We start from the raw sequence: 3,313 nt of genomic DNA, 5'->3' as shown, positions 1-3,313 counted from the left end.
AATACCCCGACATCCGGCGGCAGGCCGCCCTCGGGAACCACCCTGCCGGTGACATCGAAAACGGTCAGGAATTCGTCGCCGGCCGGGTAGTAATTTTCCAGGCAATGGATGCGGATGCGTCCGTCGCTTGGGAGCGCTTTCTGGACGGCCTGGATCGCATCACGATTGTGCTCCTTGAGCGCGACGAAGCCGGTTTTCGCCCCGGTCGCCTCCATGGCCAGCGCCAGCCCCTCCAGCACTGATTCGGGGTGTTGCCCTAGCAGGTTTTTTTCGGAAGCCAGGAGAGGCTCGCACTCGCTGCCGTTGGCGATCACCGTATCCACCTGCGCCTTCAGCTTGGCGTGGGTCGGGAATCCGCCGCCGCCGGCGCCGATGACCCCGGCTTCGCGCACGGCCCGGATGATTTTTTCGGCTTGCCCGGACATGGCTTACGCCTGCCTGGCCGGTCCGGCGGTTGGTTTCATGGCGGTTTCGTCCATGGGCTGCAACTAAACGATCCTGAAATAACCGCTCAAGGTGCAGCGGCGCGTGCGGGTGAAATGCCAGGCCGTGGTCAACCCTTCGCCGGTGGGCGACGCGATGGTAAACGAGGTGAATCCTTCGCCTCCTAGGCCCAGCCCGGCCAAGGCCATGCCGTTTTTCACGAAAATGGTCGTGTTCATCTTTTTCGCCATGCGGTGCATGCTGTCGATGTGGCGCGAATGGATCACCGCCGTGTGAAAGCACCCGCCTTCGAGCCGGTAGGCCAGCTCGATGGCCGCGTCAATGTCGCGAACGCAGATGAAGGGCAGCACCGGCATCAGCATCTCTTCCTTGGCGAAAGGATGGTCGGCACCGGTTTCCACGAAGGCCAGCCTTTTTTCGGGGGGGACATCCATGCCGATTTGCTGCAGGATCAATTGCACGTCCTTGCCGATCCAGGCTTTGTTGGGGTGCCCGTCCCCGCCCAGGATGATTTTCTCGAGCCGGCCGGCCTGGTGCGCGCCCAGTTCGACGGCACCCGCTTCCAGCAGCGCTTTTTTCAGGCCCGGGGCGGCGGCGCTGGTGACGATGATCTCCTTCTCGACCACGCAGATGATGTTGTTGTCGCAGCTGGCGCTGGTCACGATGTCCCTGGCCGCCTTTTCCAGATCGGCGCTATCGTCCACGACCACCGGCGGATTGCCGGGCCCGGCGGCGATCACTCGTTTTCCCGATCTCATGGCCGCCGCCACCACTGCCGGTCCGCCGGTAACGACCAGCAGTTGCACGCCGGGGTGCGTCATCAGCTGCTGAGCCGATTCAATGGTCGGGGACACGACGGTGCAAAACAGGTTGGGAGGGCCGCCTGCGGCGATGACCGCCTGGTTCAGCAGGTCGACCGTGTAGGCGGAGGTTTCCCTGGCCGCGGGATGGGGATTGAAGACCACCGCGTTGCCGCCGGCGATCATGCCGATGCCGTTGCAGATGATGGTTTCCGAGGGATTGGTGCAGGGAGTGATGCTGCCGATCACTCCGAAAGGCGCCCTTTCTTCGATGGTCAGGCCGTCGTCGCCGGAAAAGGCTTTGGGATCGAGCGCCTCGACGCCCGGGGTTTTTTCGATCGCCAGGCGGTTCTTCTTGAGCTTGTCCTCGTAACGCCCCAAGCCGGTTTCGGCCAGGGCGCGCCGGGACAACTCCGGCAAATGCTCCAGGCAGATTTCGCGCATGGCGGCGATGATCCTTTCCCTCTGCTTCACCGGCACGTCCCGGTAATCCAGGAAGGCCCTTTTGGCCGCATGGCAAGCCGAGTCAATATCGGGGAAACACCCCCGTTCGCCGGCCAGGGCGACAGCCGTTTCCGTTGCGGGCCGGTCTTGGCGCACGGGATTGTCCCCGGCCTTCAGACCGAGCGTTGTCAGCTTGTCCACCACTTGGTCCACAATCTTTTTTATCTGATCGTCGCTGACGTTCATGCAACCTCACCCCGGTTCAATCGCTTCCCCCCTTGCGGTAGCGCTCCCGGCCCTCGATTTCCAGCACATCGACGATGGCCATGATCACCGCATCCACCGGCTTGCCTTCGGTGAAGGAGGTCAGGCGGGCGGAACTGCCCGAGGCCACCAAAACCACTTCGCCGACCCCCGCCCCCACGCCGTCCACGGCGACCACCGATCCGCCCGCGGGTTTCAACTCGAGGTCCAGGAATCTGACCAGAAGGAATTTGAGGCCGGCCAATTTCTGTTCCTTGTGGCTGGACACCACCGTACCGACTATTTTTCCTAACTGCATGGTTTACCCCACTTTGAGCCGCGCTCGTCGACCGCCAGCGGGCCGGAGCGCATGGAATGAAAAATGATTATGCCTTGGCTTTGCCGCCTTTTCCTTGGCGGCCGAGGGGCAGGGCCTCATCCACGTTGTCATGGGGACGGGGAATAACGTGGATGGAGACAACTTCTCCCACTTTCCCGGCCGCGCGGGCTCCCGCCTCGGTGGCCGCCTTGACCGCGGCCACATCGCCGCGCACGATGGCGGTGGTGTAGCCGCCGCCGATCTTTTCATAGCCCACCAGTTCCACCTTGGCGGCCTTGACCATGGCGTCGGCCGCCTCGACCATGGCAGCAAATCCTTTGGTTTCAATCAATCCCAGTGCATCAGACATTCGCGCCTCCTCATGCGTGCAATTTCATAATCCTGTGCAGATTATTTCCCGGTTGGTATTCTAATGAAAATAAAAACACTTTGCAATAGACCTGATTGTCTTTGCTTTCACCTTCCGCCGTCAACCCTATGCCCTACGCCAAGATCAGGTCTTCTTCAGGAATGTCTCCTTGACCAGGTTCACCATCTTGGTGTTGTCGGTATGGCCGGTTTTCTGGGCGGTGATTTTTCCCCGGATCGGACGGCCCAGCAGGTAAAAATCGCCGATGATGTCCAGGATCTTGTGCCGGGCCAATTCTTCGGGAAAACGCAGGGTGGTATTGATGATCTTGTCCTTGTCGATCAGGATGAAATTGTTCATCCGGCCGCCTTCGGCCAAGCCCATGTCGCTGAGCTTGTTGAAATCGTCGACAAAACCGTAGGTCCTGGCCGGGGCGATCTCACGCTGGAAATCCTCAGCCGAGCGCATGGCAAATTCGTAGCTCTGCCGGCCGAGGGGCTCGGGGTAGATGCAGGTGTAGCGGACGGTGAACACGTCGCACGGTTCGATCTTGATGAACTTGCCCTCGGTCGATTCGTCGCCGATGAGCAGCGTTTGCGTGATCTCGATATCGGGGATGATCTCTTCCTGCTCGACGATGCCGCATTCCTTGATGAACTCGCACAGATTGATGGCCGAGCCGTCGTCGATGGG

General features: G+C 60.9%; 5 protein-coding genes. All 5 read right to left on the bottom strand.

Annotated features, from left to right (window positions below; translation table 11 throughout):
• Positions 1-425: hypothetical protein (locus tag NTW95_12470; protein MCX6558222.1), on the bottom strand; the 425-nt coding region annotated here is incomplete at its 3' end.
• Between the two features lie 63 nt (positions 426-488).
• Positions 489-1,934, bottom strand: a complete 1,446-nt coding sequence (locus tag NTW95_12465; protein ID MCX6558221.1) for an aldehyde dehydrogenase EutE — start codon at positions 1,932-1,934, stop codon at positions 489-491.
• Between the two features lie 16 nt (positions 1,935-1,950).
• Complete coding sequence (locus NTW95_12460) at positions 1,951-2,250, bottom strand: EutN/CcmL family microcompartment protein (GenBank protein MCX6558220.1); 300 nt, start codon at positions 2,248-2,250, stop codon at positions 1,951-1,953.
• A 67-nt stretch (positions 2,251-2,317) separates the two neighbouring features.
• Entirely contained in the window at positions 2,318-2,620 is a 303-nt protein-coding gene (locus NTW95_12455) for a BMC domain-containing protein (GenBank protein MCX6558219.1), read from the bottom strand.
• 144 nt (positions 2,621-2,764) lie between these two features.
• A partial coding sequence (locus NTW95_12450; GenBank protein ID MCX6558218.1) for a UDP-3-O-acyl-N-acetylglucosamine deacetylase occupies positions 2,765-3,313 on the bottom strand: 549 nt, incomplete at its 5' end.

Source organism: Candidatus Aminicenantes bacterium (assembly GCA_026393795.1).
Taxonomy (GTDB): domain Bacteria; phylum Acidobacteriota; class Aminicenantia; order UBA2199; family UBA2199; genus UBA2199.
Note: the sequence above shows the minus strand (reverse complement) of the source record. Positions and strands in the feature narration are given on the sequence as shown.